12 protein-coding genes are annotated in these 23,343 nt (G+C 41.4%); 5 read left to right on the top strand and 7 right to left on the bottom strand.

The features are described 5' to 3' along the window. Nucleotides 1-11: 11 nt before the first annotated feature. From LX92_RS13445 to LX92_RS13430, 4 genes are all read right to left on the bottom strand, one after another. On the bottom strand, nucleotides 12-3,299 hold the full coding sequence (locus LX92_RS13445) for a VCBS repeat-containing protein (protein WP_109651461.1): 3,288 nt from the start codon (nucleotides 3,297-3,299) through the stop codon (nucleotides 12-14). Further along, complete coding sequence (locus LX92_RS13440) at nucleotides 3,289-6,804, bottom strand: VCBS repeat-containing protein (RefSeq protein WP_109651459.1); 3,516 nt, start codon at nucleotides 6,802-6,804, stop codon at nucleotides 3,289-3,291. The genes LX92_RS13445 and LX92_RS13440 overlap by 11 nt, the downstream gene beginning before the upstream one ends. A gap of 253 nt (nucleotides 6,805-7,057) precedes the next feature. Then, nucleotides 7,058-8,611, bottom strand: a complete 1,554-nt coding sequence (locus LX92_RS13435) for a RagB/SusD family nutrient uptake outer membrane protein (RefSeq protein ID WP_109651457.1) — start codon at nucleotides 8,609-8,611, stop codon at nucleotides 7,058-7,060. A 24-nt stretch (nucleotides 8,612-8,635) separates the two neighbouring features. Further along, nucleotides 8,636-11,731 carry a SusC/RagA family TonB-linked outer membrane protein gene (locus LX92_RS13430; protein WP_109651455.1) on the bottom strand — a complete coding sequence of 1,032 codons (3,096 nt, stop codon included), beginning with the start codon at nucleotides 11,729-11,731 and terminating at the stop codon, nucleotides 8,636-8,638. Nucleotides 11,732-12,278: 547 nt separating this feature from the next. Here LX92_RS13430 and LX92_RS13425 point away from each other — a divergent pair. The 4 genes from LX92_RS13425 to LX92_RS13410 are packed head-to-tail and all read left to right on the top strand — an operon-like array spanning nucleotide 12,279 to nucleotide 17,178. Further along, nucleotides 12,279-13,223, top strand: a complete 945-nt coding sequence (locus LX92_RS13425; protein WP_109651453.1) for a carbohydrate kinase family protein — start codon at nucleotides 12,279-12,281, stop codon at nucleotides 13,221-13,223. A gap of 3 nt (nucleotides 13,224-13,226) precedes the next feature. Beyond that, nucleotides 13,227-14,045 (top strand): class II fructose-bisphosphate aldolase, encoded by an 819-nt coding sequence (locus LX92_RS13420; RefSeq protein WP_109651451.1) that lies wholly within the window; start codon nucleotides 13,227-13,229, stop codon nucleotides 14,043-14,045. A gap of 6 nt (nucleotides 14,046-14,051) precedes the next feature. Continuing rightward, entirely contained in the window at nucleotides 14,052-15,125 is a 1,074-nt protein-coding gene (locus LX92_RS13415; protein ID WP_109651449.1) for an amidohydrolase family protein, read from the top strand. Continuing rightward, a complete protein-coding gene (locus tag LX92_RS13410) occupies nucleotides 15,091-17,178 on the top strand; it encodes a glycoside hydrolase family 36 protein (RefSeq protein ID WP_109651446.1) in 2,088 nt (695 codons plus the stop codon). The genes LX92_RS13415 and LX92_RS13410 overlap by 35 nt, the downstream gene beginning before the upstream one ends. Nucleotides 17,179-17,377: 199 nt before the next feature. Here LX92_RS13410 and LX92_RS13405 read toward each other — a convergent pair whose 3' ends face one another. The 3 genes from LX92_RS13405 to LX92_RS13395 are packed head-to-tail and all read right to left on the bottom strand — an operon-like array spanning nucleotide 17,378 to nucleotide 21,820. Then, the gene (locus LX92_RS13405; protein WP_109651444.1) at nucleotides 17,378-19,807 is read right to left on the bottom strand and encodes an ABC transporter permease; all 2,430 of its coding nucleotides are present in this window, start codon (nucleotides 19,805-19,807) and stop codon (nucleotides 17,378-17,380) included. A 22-nt stretch (nucleotides 19,808-19,829) separates the two neighbouring features. Continuing rightward, nucleotides 19,830-20,525: an ABC transporter ATP-binding protein gene (locus tag LX92_RS13400; RefSeq protein WP_109651442.1), complete on the bottom strand. Its 696-nt coding sequence runs from the start codon at nucleotides 20,523-20,525 to the stop codon at nucleotides 19,830-19,832. A gap of 50 nt (nucleotides 20,526-20,575) precedes the next feature. After that, nucleotides 20,576-21,820: an efflux RND transporter periplasmic adaptor subunit gene (locus LX92_RS13395; protein WP_109651441.1), complete on the bottom strand. Its 1,245-nt coding sequence runs from the start codon at nucleotides 21,818-21,820 to the stop codon at nucleotides 20,576-20,578. Between the two features lie 160 nt (nucleotides 21,821-21,980). On the opposite strand from LX92_RS13395, the gene LX92_RS13390 reads away from it, so the two are divergent. Beyond that, entirely contained in the window at nucleotides 21,981-23,339 is a 1,359-nt protein-coding gene (locus LX92_RS13390) for a sigma-54-dependent transcriptional regulator (RefSeq protein ID WP_109651439.1), read from the top strand. The last annotated feature ends 4 nt before the right edge of the window (nucleotides 23,340-23,343 follow it).

Raw genomic sequence — 23,343 nt, 5'->3', positions numbered from 1 at the left:
TGTTTTTTATTCTAATGAACATAAGAAAAAGCTCTTAGGGCACTAGAATTGCTACCCACCAAAATCACTTCGCGGCCATCACCCATTTTCAACTGTTGGATGTCCTTGGCGTCACTATGGACATAAAAACCACTTTTCGTAACAGGGACGGAGCTGAAACCACCCTTGCCATCCCCTTTCAAAAGGAGTCCTATCATGGCATCATGGTTGCCAATGGCTGAATCCCCTGAATAATTATTGCCAACGATGAGTACATCTAATTGTCCGTCTTTATCTGCGTCAATGAAGGCCATATCGTTTATGGGTGCAATTTGGGCCATTGGGGGTAGGGCCCTGGTTTTGAATGTGCCATCACCAAGGTTTTCAAGATAGAGACTTTGAAATTCCATAGCTTTTACAATTAATGCGTTTTCCAATTCTTTAGGCAAAAAGGCATCTTCGAATTCTACTTCGGCGTAGGACCCGAAGGTGGCAAACCGTCCGCGCATCGAAGCGATTTGACCAACCAATAGGTCACGTGGGTGTGCTATATAATTTTTACCTTGGATATAATAACACATTATAGGGTCGATGCTGTTGTTTTTGTCATAGTCCTTGGCATAAATGCATAGGGGTTCCGAGATTGAGGCTTTGTATCGACTGTTGGTGCCGAGGTTTCCAGCAAAGAAGTCCATGTCGCCATCACCATCGATATCTGCTGATTTAATACAATTCCACCATCCAGAGGTATCGGAAAGGCCTGTACTTTTTGTGACGTTCTCTAGTTTGCCATCGGTGTTTTTGAATACGGTAATGTTCATGAATTCCCCGACGACAATAAGGTCGGTTTCCCCATCCTGGTCATAATCTTCCCATATGGCGTCGGTTACCATACCGATGTTGGACAATTCCGGGTTCAATTCTTGGGTAATATCCTGAAACTTTCCATTTTGGTTCCTCAATACAAAACTTCGGGGTACGGTAGGGTATTCACCGGGGACCAACCTGCCACCTACAAAAAGATCTAGATCATTGTCCCCGTCAAAATCAAAAGGCCTGACTATAGAGCCTGAAGCTTCAATTTTGGGCAGGGCACTTTCATCTTTCGTGAAATTACCATGGCCGTCGTTCAGATATAAACGGTCTTGGTACCAAGGGTTTTGTTTTTTGAATTCACTTCCACCACTAACAACATAGAGGTCGTTATCCCCGTCATTGTCCGCATCGAATAGGAGTGAACCCATATCCTCTGATTGTATATCCAAATTAAGGGGTTGTTCTTTAAAGCCTCCTTCTGGTCCTTGAACAAAGAACACTCCACTATAACCTTTACTGCCACCGATATAAAAGTCTTGCAACCCATCCCCATTAATATCGCCCTTGGTCATTTTTGGACCGTTTTTAGAATGCATGTGGGGCAACAGAAGCTGTACCTTAAAATCGACAAAGCTGTTTTCCTTATGTTCAAAGTCAATTTTCAAGGAATCCGTAATTTCTTTGAGGAGCGTATTTGTCAAATGGGCTTCAACGTGATTCGCCCCGATTATTCCTTTGGCGTATTCGACGGTCAACATTTGATTTTCCTTGACGTCCTTTAGAACCTGCGTATTTTGATCGGGCCATACAATTGTAATGCTATCGATTTTTGTTTTCCCCAAGCCAAAATGCACAATTTGGTCTACACTGGATTCGTAACCCCTGGAGAGGAAGTGTTGATAGTACTGGTTGTCCCCATTGGTATGTACGGTGATTTTTGTTCCGATACCATCCCTGTTTCCTTTTTTGCCAATGAGTTTTAGTTTTAAGTAACGGGATTGGTTTTTCTCGCTATTGTTTTGCAGTATACTGGCCTTTTCATTGATGTTGTTCACTACCAAATCCAGGTCTCCATCGTTGTCAAAATCAGCAAAAGCGGAACCGTTGGATAAATTGGCATGTTCAATACCCCAATCTGTTGTCGTGTTCGTAAAGGTGAAATCACCATTGTTTTTGTAAAAATAATTTTTGACAGAGGCACTTGGCAACTCTTTTATGGTTTGTAGTTTTCTTTCCCTTCTTGCTTTTTCAGAACCGAACGGATTCGATGATTCCTGTTGGTAGTTGATATAATCCATGTCCCCAATATCCCTCCTGAAACCATTGGTGATAAAAGCATCCTTAAGTCCGTCATTGTCATAGTCTGCCAAGAGTACACTCCAACTCCAGTCCGTTTGGCTGATCCCTGCGAATTGCCCTATTTCACTGAAGGAATTGTTGCCGTTATTGAGCTGCAGGGTATTTCGTGTGTATTGGGCAGTATATCCCTTGTTAAGCGTCATTTGGAATTTATCGAAATTGCTCGCTGGAATAATGGTCTTTTGGCGTTTATGATCCTCGGGAAGCATATCCAAAACGAGAATATCGGCCAAGCCATCGTTATTGTAATCGGCTATATCGTTGCCCATACCGGCAAAACTGGTGTGTTTGAAATAGGTGTTGGAAACATCCGAAAAAGTGCCATCCCCATTATTTCGATATAAAATGTCATTGGTAAGGAAATCGTTGGATACATAGACATCCGGCCAGCCATCGTTATCGATGTCACTGATGCCGAGGCCGAGACTATACCCTTCGATCAGAATTCCCGATTCGGCAGAAACATCGGTAAAGGTGCTGTCCCCATTGTTTCTATAGAGCTTGTCGGTACTATTTGATTCGCCGTTCAATTTTCTGGCACGTATGGTGTTTACGGATGACATGGTGTAATCCACAGGATTAATGATCAAAAACATGTCGAGGTCACCATCCCTGTCATAATCAAAAAATGCAGCATGCGTAGATTGGCTGGTGTCAGCAAGTCCATAGCTTTCACCCTCCTCGGTGAACGTATTGTTTTTTTGATTGATGTACAGCTTATTGGCTTTTTCAGGGGATTCCGCACCGCCTGAAACGGCAACATAAATATCCAACCAACCATCTTGGTTGATGTCTGCCATACATACACCCGTAGACCATCCCTTGTTGTTGATTCCTGAACGCGCTGTAATATCTTCGAAATTGAAACCACCCTTGTTCACATACAATCGGTCAGGAACGATGTTGCCCGCAAAGAAAATGTCGGTAAGGCCATCGTTGTTGATGTCGCCAACACCAACGCCGGCCCCAGCATAAATATTCATGAAATTAAGGATGTTATGTTCCTCGTTTTCTTGAATCTCATTTGAAAAATCGATATGGGTATCGGTCGATTTAAGCGCAGTGAACAAGGTGTCTGGATTTTTACAGGAGGATCCTGTTAAAAGACATAGGATAAACAAACATAAAGGGTATCTATTTATCATCACCTATCTCAATTTTTCTGGTTTGGTTCGTGAATGAAAAGAATTCAATATAATCAGTTTTGGTTTTATCTACTTTTAGCTGTCTTGAGGTATGGCTTAAATACGAACTGCCATAGGCAAATTCTTTTTTATAGGAACTTCCATCCTTCATGTGAACTAGGGCGTGTGTTTCCCGAGGTTTCGGGTGCATCACTAATTTGTTGGTTGTGTACGAATATGCTTTTAACTCACCCAAATTCTGGCTTGCTAGAAGAATGGCGTCACCATTTGCGGCCCCCAATTCGACCAACCCTTTGGCGTCACCATCTATTTTTAAACCACTTTCCGTTGCTTTAACGGGTAGAAACCCACCAATGCCATCTCCTAAGAGGCAGAGGCCCGAAAGTGCGTCATAGGCGCCAGTGAGGGCTTCGGTGGCATAGAGATTGCCGACTAACAATACATCTATGTTGTCATCGCCATTGAAATCCTCGACCAATGTGCCAAATATTGGGGCATATTGGGCTTCAATGGGTAATTCCTTCATTTTAAACTTGCCTTCCCCCATATTCTCCATATACATACTGGTCAACATTGTTGCTTTAAGCGTATAGGCATCCTTCAATTCTTTTTTTGAGAAGGTCCTGTCAAAAGGAGCATTGGCATAAGCTTCATATGTTCTAAAGCGGCCTTTCATGGCAACAATCTGACTGTTCAATACGTCCCTGGAGTGTATTAAGTGCTCGTTACCTTGGCGATAACTGGTAATCATAGGGTCAATGGTACCGTTAGCGTCAAAGTCCTTGGCATAGATCGTAACGGGTTCCTCGGCACTTGCCTTGTATGCACTGTTCAATCCGAGATTACCTAGGATATAGTCAGTGTCACCATCTTTGTCAAAATCGCCGGAGGTGATGCTGTTCCACCATCCTGAACAATTTTGGAGTCCGGTGGATTTTGATACGTTGATGAGGTTGCCATTATCGTTCTTGTAAAAGAGGGGTTCGGAAAACTCGGCAACAATAATTAGGTCTAACCAACCATCATTATCGAAATCGGTCCAAAGTGCATCGGTGAGCATTCCGAATTTTCTTTCGTTATTGAATACCGCTTGGGTAACATCGTGAAACTGACCGTTTTCGTTTTTTAAGAGGTAACTATTGGGTGATAATGGATAGGATCCACTCACATACCTTCCGCCAATGAAGAGGTCTAAATCACCATCTTTATCATAATCCCCGGCTTTTACAAAAGAACCGGCATCAGGTCGTGTGAAAAAGTCCTTCCCCTTAAAATTGGCTTGACCGTCGTTGAGGTAGACCCTATCGGTATAACCTTGTTTTAATTTAGTACTATTTTCGCCCCCACTGATTACTAAAAGATCTAGATCGCCATCGCCATCGATATCGAACAAAAGGGTACCCATATCTTCGTGGGTTTCTTCACTTAACAAAGGTTTTTCAAGAAAGCCACCATCATTTTGCTGTATAAAAAAGCTGCCGTTCTGGCCTTTGCCCCCTCCAACATAAAAGTCCTCAATCCCGTCAGCATTAATGTCCCCGACTGCAATACCCGGGCCCAGTCTGGAGTTCATTTGAATCAACGTTGTCTGCTCATTGAAATCAATATGCTTTTCTTCCCTGTGGGTGTAGTTGATTCCCTTTCCGACCATTTCTTGAAATATTGTTGGGATAAGGGTGTTCTTTTTGCAATTTCCTGCATTCGCAACGTCAAGGGTGATTGTCTGGTTGGCCAAAACCTTTTTAAGGGTCTGGCATTTGCCATTGGGCCATTTGACGGTTAATGAATCTACCTCTTTCGTATCGCCCAAACCGAAATGTAGGCTCTCCCCCATGGTGGACAAATACCCTTTTACGGTGTTGTGGTATTGGTATTGCACGGTATTTTGGTCGTAGAGGTAAACCTCAGTCCCTGTTACATTGGGTAGTCCTTTCAATGTAATTTGAATAAAGTGGTTGCCAGAAATGGCGGTATTGGCTTCAATAGTGTTGTTTTTGTAAATATGGGCCTTGTCATCAATATTATTGATGGCCAAATCCAAATCCCCATCATTATCAAGATCGGCGTAAGCTGAACCGTTGGAGTAACTGGGGGTGTCTATTCCCCAAACCAAGGACTTGTCCGTGAAATCTACCCCACCGTTATTCTTGTATATGTAATTGTGTAATTTGACTTCGGGCAGGGCATTTAATTTTTGCAGTTTATCCTTTCGGATGGTTTCCGGGTCACCAAAGGGTCCCTGTTTTTGACCGTAGACAATAAAGTCCAAATTGGTTACATCCCGTCGGTAGCCATTGGTGATAAAGACATCCTTGAAACCGTCGTTGTCAAAATCGGCAATAAGGGGAGACCAACTCCAATCCGTTGCATTGATACCCGACAATTGTCCAATCTCACTAAAGCTGCCATCCCCATTGTTCAGTTGTAGTGTATTGCGGACATACTGTGGCATATAGCCGAATTCCGTGTCGAGCATATGTTTATCGTAACTGAAATACCCTAAGGTCTGCTTTAGTCTTTTGTTGTCTTGGGGCAGCATGTCGAGAACAATGATATCTGATTGGGCATCGTTATTGATGTCGGCAATGTTCAGACCCATACCGTTATAGCTTTGGTGTTTCAGGTAATCGAAGATCTTATCGGAGAATGTGCCATCCCCGTTGTTGACGTAAAGGATGTCATTGGTCAAGAAATCGTTCGATACATAAATATCGAGCCAACCATCCTTATTGATGTCACATACGGAGACCCCGAGTCCAAATCCTTCAATAGTTACACCCGCTTCCTTGGATATGTCCGTAAAGGTATTGTCTCCATTGTTTTTGTACAGCCTATCGGTGCTAGGAGCCTTCCCATCCAGGATTTTGGGTCTAGAGGTATTTCTGTTGTATGCGACAAGGGCATTGGTCAAGAGGTACATATCATTGTCTCCATCTTTGTCATAATCAAGGAAAAGGGCCTGTATGCTATATCCGGTATCGGCGAGCCCGTATTCGTTGGCGCTTTCAACAAAAGTACCATCCCCCTTATTGAGGAAGAGTAGATTGGCCATTTGTTCTTCAGGGGTATTCCTTGGTCCGCCCCGACTAATGTAGAGGTCTAAAAAACCATCTTGGTTGATATCCTTCATGGCAACCCCATTGCACCAACCCGTGGTTACGACGTTGGCTTCTGCCGTAATATCCTTGAATTTGAAGTCGCCCAAATTGCGATATAATTTACCGGAGACTTGATTGCCTGAAAAATAGAGGTCCTGTAGACCGTCATTGTCGATATCACCGATAGCCACACCGCCCCCATTGAACATAAACTCGAAATCAAGGATGTTGATGGTGTCGTTTTCTGACAACCTGTTCTCAAAGTCGATATTGCTGTATTCCGAATCTACGAGTTCAAATAAACGTTTTTCAGGGGTTGAAGTGCTGCAATTGATGGCCAATAGCCCCAATAGGCCAATGAAATATAATCTTAGTAGCGTATTTATTTTGTTGTGATGGCTTGTCATCAGAAAGAGTATAAATATTTTGGCTAAAAAGTAGGCATTTGTTTAATGGTCCTAAACTATTTTCATAATAAAAACCATAGCTTCCTTCGGTTGGGTTTGCTTTTTTTTGATAAAAAGCGAATTTTATAAAGGGAGTAGGGGGTATAATAAAGAGAAAGGCATCGTATAATAGATGCCTAACCCAATATTAAAAACTCAAACTAACATTTCTTTGGAACCATTGTTTTGGTTATAACGGTACTTAGGTTATAGTCTATAGTCCAGGAAGCTGGTTTAATACACCTTGGCTTCTTTCTATTTCACTTTGTGGTATTGGGAACAGACCATTGGCTGTTTTACTGTCCCAAAGATTATCATTGGTACCAGTATCCAAGGCGTCAAAGGTTTCATTTGCGATTCCCCAACGAACAAGGTCGAAATAACGTTGTCCTTCAAAAGCCAATTCCAACCTTCTTTCCAATCTAAGGGCATCAGTAAGTTCAGTTGTACTTAAGCCGTAAGCTACCGGTGTTGCATCCGGGTAAGATCGAAGTCTAACTTCATTGATGAGGTCAGTCGCTAATCCTGGATCGGAATCAATCAACGTCTCAGCGTACAATAAAATTAAATCGGCATATCTAAATAGGCGTTCATTGTTGTAATCAACAACTTCATTGGTAGCCCCCATTTTGGCGATGTTCTCACCTCGGTATTTTTTAAGTAAATATCCGGTATCTGAGAATTCTGACATATCCTCGATTACAAAACTATCTCCGTAACCATCATAATAAATGTCACCCTCCCCGTAAATATTTACGGCATACCTTGGGTCTTCGGCATCGGATGCCATGGCATATTCGGCTGTTGGTCTATAGATGGCGCCGCCATCGATATCTTGGTCCGATCCTCGGTTATACCCTTGGGTCGCTTTAAAATTTTCGGAGTGAAAATCATCTAGAACCCAGCCATTGTCATCTGAATTACCTGTAAACTGAACCTCAAAAATAGATTCTTGGTTATTCTCGAAATCATAGTCGAACACTGAGGCATAATCGGGCATTAAGCTATAAGGGCCTTGTTCATACACATTTTTGAAAAAGGGCATTGCAGCTTCTGGGTCACCATTATACAGGTTTACTTTTCCCATGTAGGCAATGGCCGCCCATGATGTAGCACGACCTAAATTGGCATCATCCCAGAATTCAGGTAAATTATCTGCCGCCGTTTGAAGATCTGAAAGAATCAAGGCAATAGTGGCCTCTGGTGTTGAGTTAGGTGCTGCCAGGTTGGAAAAGTCCGTTAATGTAGCTTCCATCAATGGAGCATTTCCACCCCATAATTTAAAGCTCTGGAAGTGGAACCAAGCTCTTAAGAATTTGGCTTCCCCTTCGTACTGTGCTTTTTCCTCTGCGGTCAACTCATTCTCTTCGTCTAATTTTTCCAGTACCTTGTTGGCCCTATAAACACCCTGATAAATAATCGTGTATATAAAGGATAAGGCATTGTCTTCGGGTAAGAATCTGAATTTATTATAACCGTATAGGTCCGATCCCACTTCACAGGACATTCCGTCCTCTGTCATAATCGTGAGTTTCCACCATTCATTGGCCGCAAACAGGTTTTCCTCTGTAGTGGCATACAAACTTTGAATAGATGAATAAGAAGCTAAGGTCGCCCCTTTGAAATCAACCTCTGTCTTGAAGAAATTATCCTCAATGACAGCATCCAAAGGCTGTAAATCGAGTTCGTTACAGGAAAATAAGAACACTACTAATGCCAATAGACTGTAAGAACGTATTCTTGCTATATTGATACTTATTATTTTCATATTAATTACGCTATTTATGATTGATTAGAAACTTATTCTTGCTCCAAATTGAATACTAACTGGTTGTGGTGAAGCATAGCCGTCATCAACTCCGGTTGATAGGTTGTTTTCCCCTTTTTGAAAACTAAAGGCTCGGGTAACCTCAGGATCCAAACCAGAGTATTTCGTGAATACCGCTAAATTTTGGGCACCAGCATAGAGTCTGATATTCGAAACAAAACCATTGAAAATGTTTTTAAGTGTTTCGGCGTCGAAATTATATCCTATTTGAATGTTTTTTAATCTGGTGTAGGCACCACTCTCTACCCAACGATCGGAGAAACGGGTGTTGTTGTTCGATCCTTCCGCATCTAATCGAGGTATTGAGTTGCTTGTACCTTCCCCGGTCCATCTTTTCAATATGGCTGTTGATTGGTTTGAATATCCTTCCATACCTTCCAATTCGCGACGGGCTTCATTGTAGATTTTATTACCACCAACACCTTGGAAGAAAATCGAGAAATCGAAATTTTTATAATTTGCACTTAGATTAAGTCCGTAATAATAGGAGGGTATTGGACTTCCTATGTTGGTTTTGTCATCAGGTGTGATTTCACCATCACCGTTGACATCGACAAATCTTATATCACCTGCTGATGCACCGTCAAAGGAATCCTCATCGGGAAGGGCTGCAGCGGCTTCGGCATCTGTTTGGTAAAGACCATCTGTTTTATAACCATAGAAATGTGCCATGGACTCCCCTTCGATCGTTCTACTGATTTGAGAGCCAAAGACCCCTGATAGAAGTTCAAATCCACCTAAATCGGCCACCTCATTCTTTAGGGTTGAGAAATTGGCGCTGATTCCATAACTGAAATCATCGCTTAAGGAATTGTTGTAGTTCACTGAAAATTCAAGACCTGAATTTTTAATTTCCCCTAAATTGACATCGGTAGGAAGTGCAAAACCTGTAACCGCAGGAAAAGGAACGCCGACTAAAATGTCTTTCGTGTCTTTCATGAAATAATCAACGGAGAAATTCAGTTTATTGTCGAACATGGTTACGTCGGCACCGATATTCGTTTGATTACTTTTCTCCCATTTTAGGTCCGGATTGGCCAGTACGACTGATGCAGGTGCTATAATGACCGTTTGATCACCGCCAAGAACATAAGCCGATGTAAGTCCCAATTGGCTTATATATGCGTTATTGGCCCCTGTGAATTGGTTACCGGCTTGTCCCCAAGACGCTCGTAATTTCAGGTTGTTCAGGTTGTCTACGTTTTCAAGGAATTTTTCTTGGCTCAATCGCCAGCCCAAGGCAAATGAAGGAAAGTAATCTGCCCTGTTATCGGATGAAAACCGCGAGGTTTCGTCCCTTCTTAAATTGAAGGTAGCTAAATACTTGCCATCATAATTGTAGTTTATTCTTCCTAAATATCCCCTGATTGCCCATTCATCCGCTTCTTCATTTGCGGCAGAATTGGCACCGGTGTTTACAAGTTTCACTGTACTGTTTAGTAAATCGGTAGCCTGTCCTCTTAGTTTTGTGAATTGAAACCTAGTTTCTTCATGCCCTAATAGCAAGGATAAGGTGTTCTTTCCGAAGGAGGTATCATAGGTTAGGATGTTCGATACATTGACGGTTTTTTCAATAGGTCTTTCCTTTACCAAAAGATCGGTTCCTGTGGTATTTCCTTCCCCATCACCGAAATCATATTTAGCTTGGTACCATTGTCCCTCACCAACTTGGTAATCCAAACCGGCGGTGAACTTATATTTTAATCCTTTCACAAATTCAACTTGGCCATAAATACTTCCAAGGATCCTATTTGTTTTTACGCGGGTTTCGTTGTTTTCCAAATCATTGAGTCCAACAATCTGTCTGTCACCCGTATTCCAACTGGCATCCCCTACGGTGTCATAATTGGCAGAGGTATAACTTCCATCTTCATTGTAGATGGGAAAGAAAGGTACGTTGGTAGCGGATAGGAATGATGCGGCAGCACCTGGTTCTGACTGTACTAATCTATCAGTACTACCAAAAGTGAAGGATTCCCCGAATTTAAAATGTTCACCTACTTTAATATCCGAGTTTGCCGAAAAACTGTAACGTTCAAAGTTCTGGGACAATTGAATACCACTTTGTTCTATATATCCTGCCGATATGCTATAATTGGCATTGTCGGTTCCACCACTAACCCCAAGATTGTGGTTGATGGTGTTTCCGGTTCTATAAATGGCGTCTTGCCAATCATAAGTGTCACTACCACTAAATTGGGAGAAATCGTGCCCTTCGCCAAGACCGGCTTGGTAGGCAATATATTGCTCCGTATTCAATACATCAAACCTTTTTCTGTTTGTTGCAGTTGTGGTGTATATGTCATATGTTATTTTGGCTTTTCCACTTTTCCCTCTTTTGGTAGTGATAATGACAACCCCGTTTGCGGCCCTTGCACCATAGATTGCTGCGGCAGAGGCATCTTTAAGTACGTTGATCGATTCAATGTCGTTCGGATTTAAAGTTGCTAAAGGGTTACTCTCGGTATTTGAACCTGTATTTACGGTTTGGTTGGAAGTTTGTACTAAAGGAATACCATCCACAACAAATAAAGGTTGATTGTTTCCGGTGGTACCCACACCACGGATTCTCACATTTATCGGAGCGGCTGCATCACCACCACGATTAGCAATATAAACACCCGCTACCTGGCCTCCTAACGCCTGGTCCAACGATGTGTTTGGGGTTTTTGTAATGTCGTCGGAAGTAATCGTTTCGACAGCACCGGTCAAATCTTTCCTCTTTTGTGTTCCAAAACCAACAACAACTACTTCATCAAGACTTTCCGCACTTTCTTGCATGGCAACGTCTATTGTGGTTCTTCCTTTTACAGGAATCTCTTGTGTTTCAAAACCTAGGTAGGAAAATACAAGGATGGCATCGGATTTGTCAACGGTTATCGAATAGTCCCCGTCGAACGTGGATGAAACACCGTTGTTGGTTCCTTTGACCAAGACATTGACACCTGGCAGGGGCACACCTTCCGAGGTCACCATTCCGGTAATCGTTTTTTCTTGCGCGAATCCTGCCAGCGAAAAGAACAGGGCAAAAAGCGAAGTGATTAAATATTCTTTTTTCATACTAAATAGTTTGTTTGGATTAGTTTAAATAAGTTATTGAAAAATTAACATTATTATAACAAAGCTATAAAAACATAAATACTTTCACAAACTTATTTTTAAAATTTCGAAATGTAATTTAAACTTGTGTTGGTTTTCTTGATAAGAAACAGTGGAAATCCGCTTTAAAATAGCTGGGGGATTTGTCGGATATGTGCGTGTAGTAGTGTTTTAAAACCTTGAAAATAAAGTAGATAATAAAAATATAAATTAAAAATAATTCGAGATTCCACAAAATAGGGAAAGCGATAGGGTTGATGATAAACGGAATGTATTTAATCATTTATTAATTAATCTGATAAAATATTGGGTTGTAATTAAGTGAAAAATAAGTAAAAGAAAGTTCAAAGAAAGGTTTTGAAAGATTAAATACAATCCTTATTTTTGGACTATTAAATTTTGGTATTTCTATGTTTTATACCGATACCTTTATTTATTGAAATTGATTTGGATGTATTCTAAGATGAAAACTTAGATGCCGTATTGTTATATAAAGGACACAACTATTATGAAGTTTTTTGATGTTTTAGTGGTAGGGGAATTGAATGTCGATATCATTTTGGATAAAATCCAAGGTTTTCCAGTCGTTGGCAAGGAAATAGTCTCTAAGGAAATGACGATGACCCTTGGGAGTAGTTCGGCCATATTCGCCAGTAATTTGAGTTCCTTGGGGAATAAGGTTGGTTTTTTGGGTAAGATCGGTAAGGATGATTTTGCCAGAACCGTAATAAATACCCTTAAAGAGAAAAAGGTTGACACCGAAAATATAATCCAGTCGGAAGAATACCAGACAGGGCTGACCATAGTTATGAATTATGATATGGATAGGGCGAATGTCACGTTTCCTGGAGCCATGGAGCATCTTAGGCTACACGAAATAACAGATTCCCAATTGCAAAAGGCCAAACACCTTCATTTAAGCTCAGTGTTTTTACAGACCGGACTATTAAGTGAAATTTCGGAACTTTTCAAAAGGGCGAAGAATTTAGGGTTGACCACTTCCATGGATCCCCAATGGGATCCTACCGAAGAATGGAACCTGGATTTGGAAGAACTTCTACCTTATATGGATGTCTTTATGCCCAATACCGAAGAGTTTAAACATCTTACAAAGTGTGCCGACATCCAATCGGGGTTGGAAAAAGTAAAATCCTATGCCAATTATATAATCATTAAGGATGGTGAAAATGGGGCCCACCTTTGGGATGGTAAAAAATTAACCACCCAACCGGCATTCCTTAATAGTAACGTCATTGACTGCATTGGGGCCGGTGATAGTTTTGATGCCGGTTTTATCAGTGAATACCTTAAAGGGGGCAGTATGTTGCATTGCCTTGAGTTCGGAAATATCACAGGCGCCATTAATACGACCGCGTCTGGTGGTACGGGTGCCTTTAAAAGTCTGGAAAACGTAAAAAAAGTTGCTTTTGACCTTTTTAAATATCAATTATAATATATGAAATTACAACAGAAATTATTGCTTAACAAAACAGAGGGAAAGGCTTTATTAGCTACAAATTTCTACAATTTTGAAACCCTTTCCGCAGTGTTGATGGCGGCGAAGGAAACAGATTCCGAACTCATTCTGCAATTGTCCGAAAGTTCAATAAAGTATATAGGACTTCGCGTAGCCAAAGCGTTGGCGACCAGTGCAAGGGAACAATATGGTGTTACTGCTTGGTTGCATTTGGATCATGGTCAGAATGTCGAATTGGTAAAACAATGTATCGATATAGGATTTGATTCGGTGATGATCGATGCCAGTGAAAAACCTTTCGACGAAAACATACGGATCACATCTGAAATTGTTAAATATGCGGAAAGCTTTGATATTAATGTAGAGGCAGAACTTGGTTATATTTCAAAATTGGGACAGGACCAAAAAATGATCTATACCCAGCCGGAAGAAGCCAAACAATTTGTTGAGAGTACCGGTATCAATGCTTTGGCGATAGCCGTGGGTTCTGCCCATGGGTTTTATAAGAACACGCCTAAATTACAGTTGGACCTTATAAAGGAAATAAATGCTGTTACCGATGCCGCACTTGTTTTGCACGGTAGTTCGGGTATTCCGGATGACCAGTTGCAAGCCGCTGTTAAAAACGGAATCACTAAAATCAATCTGGCTACGGAAATTAAGAACATTTTCATGAAAACCTTGCAAGCAGAACTTAAGGCTACAGATAATATAGACTTAAGGGAAGTCTTCCCCAAGGCAACAGAACAGGCAAAGAATTTGGTTGCCAATAAGTTGAATGTGATAAACATCAAATAGCCAACAATGCGCGCCCAACTTTTGTCCATTGTTTTGATTGTCAATATCTTTTCCGTGGCTATGGGACAAGAGGATATCCTTTTGAAGGATTATAATCCGAAGTCTATCTACAAAACCCATAAAACGGTTATAGAAATGGCTAAGTTTCCTGTGATAGATATTCATTCACATGCTTATGCTACAAGTCAGGAAGAAATTGAGGAATGGGTTAAGACCATGGACAAGTTTGGTATTGAAAAAACGACGGTCCTAACCAAGCTTACCGGTAAGGCATTCGATAGTGTTTACAATATCTACGCAAAATATGAAGGTCGTTTTGAAGTTTGGTGTGGATTTGACTATACTGGATATACCAAAAAAGGCTGGGCAAGGAAGGCTGTTCGGGAATTGGAACGATGTTACGAGGTAGGGGCAAGAGGTGTCGGGGAACTCGGCGATAAGGGAGAGGGTCTGTTGTATTCGAAACCTACGGCCGCATATGGTATGCATATCGACGATGAGCGTTTGAAGCCCCTTCTGGAAAAATGTGGTGAGTTGGGTATGCCCATCAATATCCATATTGCAGAACCCTATTGGATGTACGAACCCATAGATGTTTATAATGACGGTCTTATGAATGCTGCCGACTGGCAAATAGACACCTCAAACAAAGATTTGCTATTGCATTCAGAACTCATTAATACTTTGAGGAATGCCGTAAAGGATAATCCCAAAACTACGTTTATAGCATGTCATTTTGCAAATTGTAGTTATGACCTGGGTATTCTTGGTGAGCTTTTGGATAATTACCCCAATCTATATGCTGACATTGCGGCCCGATATGCCGAAACAGCACCTGTGCCAAGATATACCAAGGCATTTTATGAAAAATACCAGGATAGGTTGTTGTACGGGACCGATATGGGTTTCGATGCTTCAATGTATGAATTGACGTTCCGGATCCTCGAGACTGAGGATGAACATTTCTACGCCAAAGAATTGTTCGGTTACCATTGGTCCTTATATGGTCTAGGGCTATCCGATACGGTATTAAAAAAGATATATTATGAAAACGCAAAGAAAATCAGAAATTATGAATAGACTGAAAACAGGGCTCTTAGTGTTTATGCCCCTATTGATTTTTATGTTCTCGTGTGACAATCAGAAAAAAGATGCCACTGTACTGACTATTCAGCAGGGAAATCTGACGTTGGAAATAAATGGGAATTTAAAAACGAGATTATCGGCTACGCTTGAAGAGGCAAAACCTTTAATGGATGATTTTCAATCTTCAGAACAATTGGTGGTAGCAAAACAGGGGTTGACTGACTTCAGTGTTGAAGGAGTAGAGGAAACATCCCTCGAAGGTAGTTTAACAGGCCGACAATGGGTGGTCAACGGGGTCTATAACGACAATGGTCTCTCTGTGGGTAAAAAGTTGATCATTACCGCTTATGATAAATATCCCGATTTATTGACGACCAAGGTCATATACACGAATACGTCGAATTCGGATGTCTTCGTTGAGGAATGGACCAATAATGGCTATCAGATTCTCTCCCAAGGGGATGAACCTGCTTTCTGGGCGTTCCAGGGCAGTTCCTCTACCGATAGGAGTGATTGGATAAAGCCATTGGAACCCGGTTTTTATCAAAAGAACTTTATGGGAATGAATGACAGCGATTATGGGGGAGGTATTCCGGTAACTTCGGTATGGCGACCAGATGTAAATGTAGCGGTAGGGCATTTGTCACTGGTTCCAAAACTAGTGAACCTTCCTACAGAGTTGCCGTCAAATGATAGTAAGGTCCATATTGGGGTTTCCAAGGATTTTGAAGAGCGTACGGTCTTTAAATCACAGGAAACGTTGGAAACTCTGGAAACCTTTATATCAGTGTCTAAGGGCGATTATTTCACCAATCTTTCGAGGTATTCGAACCTTATGCAGGACAAGGGGGTCAAAATCGCGGAAGCCGAACCGGCTGCCTTTGAGTCGATATGGTGCGCTTGGGGGTATGAAAGAAAGTTTACCCTCGATGAAATTGTAGGTACCCTTCCCAAGGTTAAGGAACTTGGCATAAAGTGGGCTGTTTTGGATGATGGCTTTCAAATAGCAGAGGGTGATTGGGATGCAAATCCAAAAAAATTCCCGAAAGGAAACCAAGAGATTAAAGGTCTGGTTGATGATATCCATAAACAGGGCTTGAAAGCAAAAATTTGGTGGACTCCCTTGGCGGCCGATCCAGGTAGTAATGCCTTAAAGCAAAATCCTGAAATGCAGATCATGCAAAAAGATGGTTCCCCCCAATTTATAACATGGTGGGATGCATATTACCTTTCACCTGCAAATGATAAAACCATTGAACATACAAAGAAAATCATACACCTTTTTATGGATGACTGGGGGTTTGATGGTTTGAAAATGGATGGACAACACATGAACTGTGTAGCTCCTGACTATAATTTGGATGATCCGGAAAGTGCTCCGGAAAAACTGCCCGATTTCTTTCAAATGATCTATGATGAGGCCCGAAGTATAAAACCCCATGCCGTTATAGAAAACTGTCCGTGTGGCACATGTATGTCCTACTTTAACATGGCATCCATGAACCAAGCGGTTTCATCTGATCCACTTTCCAGCTGGCAAGTGCGCCACAAGGGAAAAACATATAAGGCCCTGGTGCCAAATACGGCTTATTATGGGGATCATGTGGAATTGAGTGATAACGCCAATGATTTTGCAAGTTCATTCGGTATCGGGGCGGTTCTAGGCACTAAATTCACTTGGCCCAAAGACAACCCTTATGCCGAGGCGAGTTATTTATTGACTCCCGAGAAAGAAAAAGTATGGAAGAAGTGGTTCTCGCTCTATGACGAAAAAATGCTTTCGAAAGAAAAGTATCTTGGGGAGTTGTACGATTTGGGATATGATAAACCCGAAACCCATGTAATTCAAAAGGAGGAAACCCTTTACTATGCTTTCTATGATAGCGATTGGAATGGGGAAATCGTTCTTAAGGGATTAAAAGAAGGGGCTTCGTATGGTGTTAGGGATTATTTTAATGAAAAAGATTTAGGAGCGGTTTCTTCTGATAAACCTACCATAAAGGTGGACTTCAAAGATTACCTTTTAATAGAGGTGACCCCGTTATAGATCGTGGGTGTGTTCCTACTGAAAAAATTAATACGTAAACCAATATTGTAAAAGAAGGTATTTTGCCTTAAAACCAACCAAACCGATAAAAAGGGACGCCTATTGCGTCCCTTTTTTGTTGATTAAAACCATAGGGTGTTTTCTCAATACATATGCAAAAAAAACGGCTGTAGGCTTGTTGTTGAATCCTAAAACCATATTATTCATATTTGAGATGGGAGACCAAGTCCAACTTTAGGGCTTTTACCGCTTGCACCAGAATGATGGCTATGGTCAATGTCAACATGACAATAGGGGCTATCAGAAAGGGGGCTATGGGAATATCGATGCGATAGGCAAAGTCTTGCAGCCATCTATTCGATAGATAGAATGAGATGGGGAGGGCAATAATAAGGGCGATTATGGTGATGAGAATAAAGTCTTTGATAAGTCCGAACACCAACTCTTTTTCCGAGGCTCCCAAGGTTTTTTTAATGGCCACTTCCTTATAACGCAGTTGAACGGTGTGCGAGGCAATTGCGAACAACCCAAGCAATGAGATGAAAATCATCAGTATTGAAAGTCCGGTCACCAGTTTTTCCAAGCGTTCGTGTTTGGAGAATAGTTCGGCAAAATTCTGGTCAAGAAACTCATACTTAAACGGAAAACGGGGTTCGATACGAGTCGTCCAGAATTTTTCGATCTCGTTCAAGGTGGTTTTCACGTTCTGATTGTTCAATTTTATCATTACAAAGGACGGTTTGCCCCAATCCCCATTATCACCTTTAAGATAGTTCATGTATAAAGCGGGGTAGGCACCTTCGTCAAACCCTTTGGAGATATAGTTGTCGACCACGCCAATAATGGTGCCCTTATAGCCCCAATAGGAAACCTCTGTGCCAATAGGGTTTTCAAATCCGAATTTGTCCACCAATTTTTTGTTCACAATGATTTCATTTAAGAGTAGGGTGTCCCCATCTGAATCCATTGTGAATTTTGATCGATCTGTCTGCATCCAATCTTGAATGAAATTTTTCCCTTCAGAAAGTTTTATGCCCATGGTGGGGAAATAGTCCGCATCGATAAAATGCATATCGGTCTGATAGCTTATTTCACGGTAATCAACATTTGAATTTGAACCATTTCCTGCATAGGTGCCTGGGGGCCTTGTGGTCGTGGCTACCTTTTCAACACCTTTCAGTTTGGTGAGTTCCTGTTTGAATGTTTCCATCTTTTTCCAGGTTTCCCCCCCATTCTGAATGGGTACAAATAGCATTTGGTCTTTTTGGAACCCAAGATCCTTATTGTTCATATAATCCAATTGTGATTTTATGATGAATGCGGAAATCAGAAAGATCGCGGAAATACAAAATTGAAATATAATCATGGTCTTTTTGAGGGTATTTCCGCTTTTTGAACGCCCGAAATTACCTTTCAATACTTTTACCGGATTGAAGTTTGAAAGGTATATCCCCGGGAAAATGCCGGCAATGAAAACGAGTAACCCAATAATGCCTAACGCCCAGAACCACTTGTTGTAGGGGTCAAGGATTTCCAATTCGGTGTTCATTAGGCTGTTGAACAAGGGTAGAAGGATTTCTACCAGCGCCAAAGAAATTACGATGGCGAACAGGCATTGCAGGGTAACTTCAAAGATAAACTGCAGTACGATTTTTGTCTTACTGGTACCCAGTGTTTTCCGGACAGCAACTTCCTTGGCTCTTTGTGTTGAACCGGATATGCTCAAGTTTATAAAGTTGATCGAAGATATTACAAGGATAAGGAATGCCAATAAGGAAAGAATGAAAATGGTATTGGCCCCTTTGCCCATATGGACCTTTGAAAACAAATGGATATCCCCTAAATTTTCTATGGACATTCGCTCTTCCTTCCCTTTTAGGTATTCTTCCCAAGAAATCCCCCAAGATTTATAGGTGTTTTCATCATAGAATTTATCGAATTTGGGAATGAAGGACCCAATATCGGTTCCGGGATGAAACTTGAATAGTGCCATGTAGTTGAAATTGCCCCAATGGTCCATATTGTCGGTCTCCTTAATCAACTTTAAGATCGCAGGCTGGGTTTCACTGGGATAACCTTTGGTCTTATACACCCCGGTTATGAGGTACGTTATAGGTTGGTTTCTGAAAAGGGCCTCTATGGTTTTGCCAACAGGATTGGTGTCCCCAAAAAGTTCATAGGCGAAGGTATCGCTTAAGACAAGTTCATTCTCGTTTTTGAAAAGGTTATCTTTTGTCCCATATTTAAAAGGATAAGGATAAAAGTCAAAGAAATTGGGAGTGGTGCCCATGGCACCCTTCATCAGTTTTTTTCCATCGGAATTGAAGAGAATGCTTCCCATCCAATTCATCATCATGGCATCTTCCAATTCAGGGAGTTGTTCTTTCGCTGTTTTTACCATGATACCCGGTGAGGTGGTCCATACCTCCCCATTGTCGAATAGGCGAATGGGCCTGTAGATATGGGCTAGGTTGGGATTCCATTTTTCATAACTCAATTCTTTGCTCACAAAAAGAATGACCAAGATGAAACAAGTGATTCCCAAGGTAAGTCCAAGGGTATTGATGAGCGGGTAGAGCGGTCTTTTTTTTAGGTTCCTAAGGAAGATCTTAAGCCAGGAATTAATCATGATTGTTCGTTTTTTGATTGATTTAGATGATTTCTATTTGACGTTGATTCACTTTTTCGCCAACGACTATCCCATCACGGAGTGTTACGATTTTACTTGAAAACCCAGCGTCGTAACTCGAGTGTGTTACCATGATGATAGTAGCACCTTGGGAGTTCAGCTCAGTCATTAATTCCAAAACCTCATTGCCGTTCTTGCTGTCAAGGTTGCCTGTCGGCTCATCTGCCAAAATGAGTCTGGGTTTGTTCACCAATGCCCGGGCTACGGCGACGCGTTGTTGCTGGCCACCTGATAGTTGTTGTGGGTAGTGTTTGCTTCTGTGTGAGATATTTAGACGTTCCATGGCTTCCTCAACCCTGACTTTTCGGTCTGCCTTTCCAATTTTATTGTAAACAAGGGGCAGCTCAATATTTTCATAAACACTTAGTTCGTCGATCAAATTGAAATTCTGGAATACAAAACCAATATTCTGCTTTCTGAACAGGGCACGGTCCCTTTCCTTTAATCCGAACATTTCCTTTTCTAAAAAAGCATAGCTGCCCGAATCAAAGGAATCCAAGAGGCCTATAATGTTCAATAAAGTGGATTTTCCACATCCCGAGGGCCCCATAATGGCCAGAAATTCACTCTCTTTGACTTCGAGGGAAATATCATTTAGGGCTGTGGTCTCTACTTCCTCCGTGCTGTAGGTTTTACTTAAGTTTTTAAGGTGTATCATAATTGAATGGTTCTAACTGATTGATGAATGTTTTATGCTGTTTTGGTTTCTTAGTTTAATGCCAGTACATCTTTGTCCTTAAAATCGTCATAGGATGAGGTGATTACCCTGTCGCCTTTGACAAGGCCTTCCAGTACTTGGTAAAAGTTGGCATTGGCCTTTCCAATGCTTATTTTTCGCTTCTTCGCGGTATTGTCATCGGTTAATACAAAAACATATTGTCCGCCCGATGATTGGTAAAATGAGCCCTTGGGAAGCAAAAGTGCCTTTTCCTTTTTATTGGATAAATAGATCTTAATGGGCAATGTCATTCCCTGTTGTATGGTTTCGGGAGTTTTATCCTCAAAAACGAGTTCAATATCGAATTTACCATTGATGACCTCGGCAACCACTTTTTCAACCTTTAGCTGATATTGTTGATCGTTAAATTCCAATAGGGCCATTTTCCCCTCTTTTAATTGACTGTAGTAATACTCGTCGGCCCGTACCAAAAGTTTGTATCCATCCTGCATGTCCAGTTTTCCAATGAGTTCCCCCTTATTATAGCTCTTTCCCAGTAAAGGGTTAAATGATGATAATAGTCCGGTTGCAGGGGCTTTAACAATAAAATTTTCTTTGTTCTCTCGCAATTGCTCCAGACTTTCCTCCATTTTTTCTATGGAGGCATTGATCAATCGCAACTGGGTTTCCCTATCCTTTTGTTCATTTTGCATGTATTTTTTAGTATTCTCTTGTTGTTTCCCTTGGAACTCGAAAGTCTCCTTTGATTTTAGATAATCATTTTTTGATATTACCCCTTTTCGGTACAATGTGGTGTCCATACGGTATTGTCGTGCAGCATTGTTGAAATTGTAGGACATTTGAATAAGGTCCTTGTCCAAGGTCATTTGTTGGTTTTTAATCGATATACGGGTGTTTCTGAGATTGTTGATCTGTTCGATTATGGCTGTTTCCTGGGTGAGATAACTAAGTTCGGTATTGGGGTTGTACAGTTCCAGTAAAAGTTCGCCTTCTTTGATAAGTGCACCATTTTGCCCGTGTATCTTTTTGACCGTGCCACTCTCAATAGTGTTTATTTGAAGGGTGTTTAGGGGTTGTACCTTTCCGTTGAAAAGGGCCATATCCTCAAAAGAATCATATTCCACGGTTTTTATACTTACCCTATCCCTGTCAATCGTTACTTTGTTGCCGGCTGCCAATGCCGACCATAAAAGCAGGCATAGTAAAATGGCAGGTAGGGTATACAGGAGTATGCGTTTGAGTGGATTTTTTTTATGTTCAATCTTTCTGTCCATTGAGGTAATTTTTCAACTTATCTTTAGCGTATATCATGCCAAAGGGATTAAGGGATGTTAAGTTACTGTAAATCAGTATATAATAATTTTTGACACACAAATAAGTGTCCGTTTTCGGACACTTATTTGTACGATATCGAACATATCATTAAAATTGAATATGGGAAAAAAGAAATACACATTGCTATTGGTCGATGATGACCCGGACATCCTTTATTCCCTAAAGCTATTCTTAGGTCGTTTCTACAGTGAGGTTATAACCCTGTCAGATCCCAAGAAGATTATGACGACCTTAAGTCAATCTGTGGTAGACTTGGTGCTGATGGACATGAATTTTAGAAGGGGGGAACAATCGGGAAACGAAGGGCTTTATTGGTTGAAACGTGTCAATGAAGTTTCCCCGGAAACGGTGGTCGTTCTCATGACGGCCTATTCCAGTGTTGGTCTGGCTGTTGAAGGGATTAAACTGGGGGCATATGATTTTTTGTTGAAACCATGGGACAATGATAAACTTTTGGTGACCATTGATGGGGGTATTGCCCAGAGAAAATCCAAAAAACAAGGGGAAAAGTTCAAGAAGATAACGACCTCGTTAGATATGGATGGCCATAGGGTGATCGGAACATCAAAGGCATTTAAGGAGGTGGTCAATATGGTTGAGAAAGTTGCTGACACCAATGCCAATGTACTGCTGTTGGGGGAAAATGGAACAGGGAAATTCGTTGTTGCCAAGATGTTACACAACCTATCCTCGAGAAGGGATAAGATTTTCGCACATGTCGATCTTGGGTCATTGAATGGCAATCTTTTCGAGAGTGAATTGTTCGGCTATGCAAAAGGTGCTTTTACCGATGCCAGGGAGGATAGTATAGGTCGCTTTGAATTGGCTGATGAAGGAACCCTTTTTTTAGATGAAATCGGTAACTTGCCCATACACTTGCAGACCAAACTATTGTCCGTACTTCAAAACAGAAAAGTGGTGCGTCTGGGGGAGTCCCGGGAACGAGCGATCGATGTCAGGATAATTTGTGCAACCAATATGGACCTACATGCTATGGTAGAACAGAAAGAATTCCGTCAGGACCTTTTGTATCGCATCAATACCATGGAGATACTTGTGCCGCCCCTTAGGGATCGTGTGGATGATATTCCGTTATTGGCCACTTTTTTCTTGGAAAGGAATAAGAAGAAGTATCAAAAGGGGAAGTTACAATTTTCCTCGGCGGCCATTGAGGCATTAAAAGACTACAGATGGCCGGGAAATGTTAGGGAACTCGAGCATATGGTTGAGCGGGCGGTGATTCTTTGTGATGAAAATGAGATATCGGAATCCGATCTGCATTTTGGCCCCCAAAGAAAAAAGGAGAATTTCATTGCGAGCCTTAATTTGGAGGAGACCGAACGAATGTTGGTGGAAATGGCGCTTGAAAAGCACCGGGGCAATGTCACCAATGCTGCGAGGGATTTAGGTATAACACGTGCAGCACTTTATCGCCGCATGGAAAAATATAAGCTATAGTCTA

This window comes from Maribacter polysiphoniae (assembly GCF_003148665.1).
In the GTDB taxonomy this organism is placed as follows: domain Bacteria; phylum Bacteroidota; class Bacteroidia; order Flavobacteriales; family Flavobacteriaceae; genus Maribacter_A; species Maribacter_A polysiphoniae.
This window is presented reverse-complemented; position numbering and strand designations above follow the sequence as displayed.

Bases quoted from the DNA above. Each gene is read 5' to 3' on its own strand.
- LX92_RS13435 (WP_109651457.1), bottom strand. From the start codon at position 8,611: ATGAAAATAATAAGTATCAATATAGCAAGAATACGTTCTTACAGTCTA.
- LX92_RS13415 (WP_109651449.1), top strand. From the start codon at position 14,052: ATGCGCGCCCAACTTTTGTCCATTGTTTTGATTGTCAATATCTTTTCC.
- LX92_RS13430 (WP_109651455.1), bottom strand. From the start codon at position 11,731: ATGAAAAAAGAATATTTAATCACTTCGCTTTTTGCCCTGTTCTTTTCG.
- LX92_RS13425 (WP_109651453.1), top strand. From the start codon at position 12,279: ATGAAGTTTTTTGATGTTTTAGTGGTAGGGGAATTGAATGTCGATATC.
- LX92_RS13440 (WP_109651459.1), bottom strand. From the start codon at position 6,804: ATGACAAGCCATCACAACAAAATAAATACGCTACTAAGATTATATTTC.
- LX92_RS13445 (WP_109651461.1), bottom strand. From the start codon at position 3,299: ATGATAAATAGATACCCTTTATGTTTGTTTATCCTATGTCTTTTAACA.
- LX92_RS13410 (WP_109651446.1), top strand. From the start codon at position 15,091: ATGAAAACGCAAAGAAAATCAGAAATTATGAATAGACTGAAAACAGGG.
- LX92_RS13390 (WP_109651439.1), top strand. From the start codon at position 21,981: ATGGGAAAAAAGAAATACACATTGCTATTGGTCGATGATGACCCGGAC.
- LX92_RS13405 (WP_109651444.1), bottom strand. From the start codon at position 19,807: ATGATTAATTCCTGGCTTAAGATCTTCCTTAGGAACCTAAAAAAAAGA.
- LX92_RS13400 (WP_109651442.1), bottom strand. From the start codon at position 20,525: ATGATACACCTTAAAAACTTAAGTAAAACCTACAGCACGGAGGAAGTA.
- LX92_RS13420 (WP_109651451.1), top strand. From the start codon at position 13,227: ATGAAATTACAACAGAAATTATTGCTTAACAAAACAGAGGGAAAGGCT.
- LX92_RS13395 (WP_109651441.1), bottom strand. From the start codon at position 21,820: ATGGACAGAAAGATTGAACATAAAAAAAATCCACTCAAACGCATACTC.